Annotated in this window: 1 protein-coding gene; it reads left to right on the top strand. The window is 56.1% G+C overall.

The features are described 5' to 3' along the window. On the top strand, positions 1–686 hold a 686-nt coding region (gene sppA, locus C5S62_RS03300; protein ID WP_104404041.1), incomplete at both ends, for a signal peptide peptidase SppA.

Raw genomic sequence — 686 nt, 5'->3', positions numbered from 1 at the left:
ACTATGCCCATGGCGGTATAGTGGGCGGCGAAGAGGGCGGCATGTTCGGTAGCGGTGCCCAGATTGTAGGTCCCAAGGTTGTGGCCGATCTGGATAAGCTGGCCAACAACGACAACGTAAAGGCGGTGGTGTTGCGTATCAACTCGGGCGGCGGCAGTGCCTACGCTTCCGAACAAATGTGGCGGGCCATACAATTGCTCAAAAAGAAGAAACCCGTAGTCGTGTCGATGGGCGGAATGGCGGCTTCGGGCGGTTACTATATGGCTTGTTCGGCCAATCATATCATAGCCGAACCCACCACGCTTACCGGCAGTATCGGCATATTCGGCATGGTGCCTGACGCATCGGAACTGCTCACCGAAAAACTGGGCCTGAACTTTGATGTGGTGAAGACCAACGAAGCTTCGGACTTCGGCGCCATGGGGCGTGCCTTCAACGCGGGCGAAAGCCAGGCCATGCAGGCTTACGTAGACCGTGGTTACGCTCTTTTCCTCAAGCGTGTGGCTGAAGGACGGAAGATGAAAACATCTGAGGTGGACAGCATTGCGCAAGGTCGCGTGTGGACCGGAGCACAAGCTCTCAGAATAAAGTTGGTGGACCAACTCGGTACGCTCAATGACGCCATCGCATACGCTGCCAAACTGGCCAAAGTGAAAGACTACGGTCTTGGCAGCTATCCCCAACGG

It is taken from the genome of Prevotella sp. MGM2 (assembly GCF_002933955.1).
In the GTDB taxonomy this organism is placed as follows: domain Bacteria; phylum Bacteroidota; class Bacteroidia; order Bacteroidales; family Bacteroidaceae; genus Alloprevotella.
This window is presented reverse-complemented; position numbering and strand designations above follow the sequence as displayed.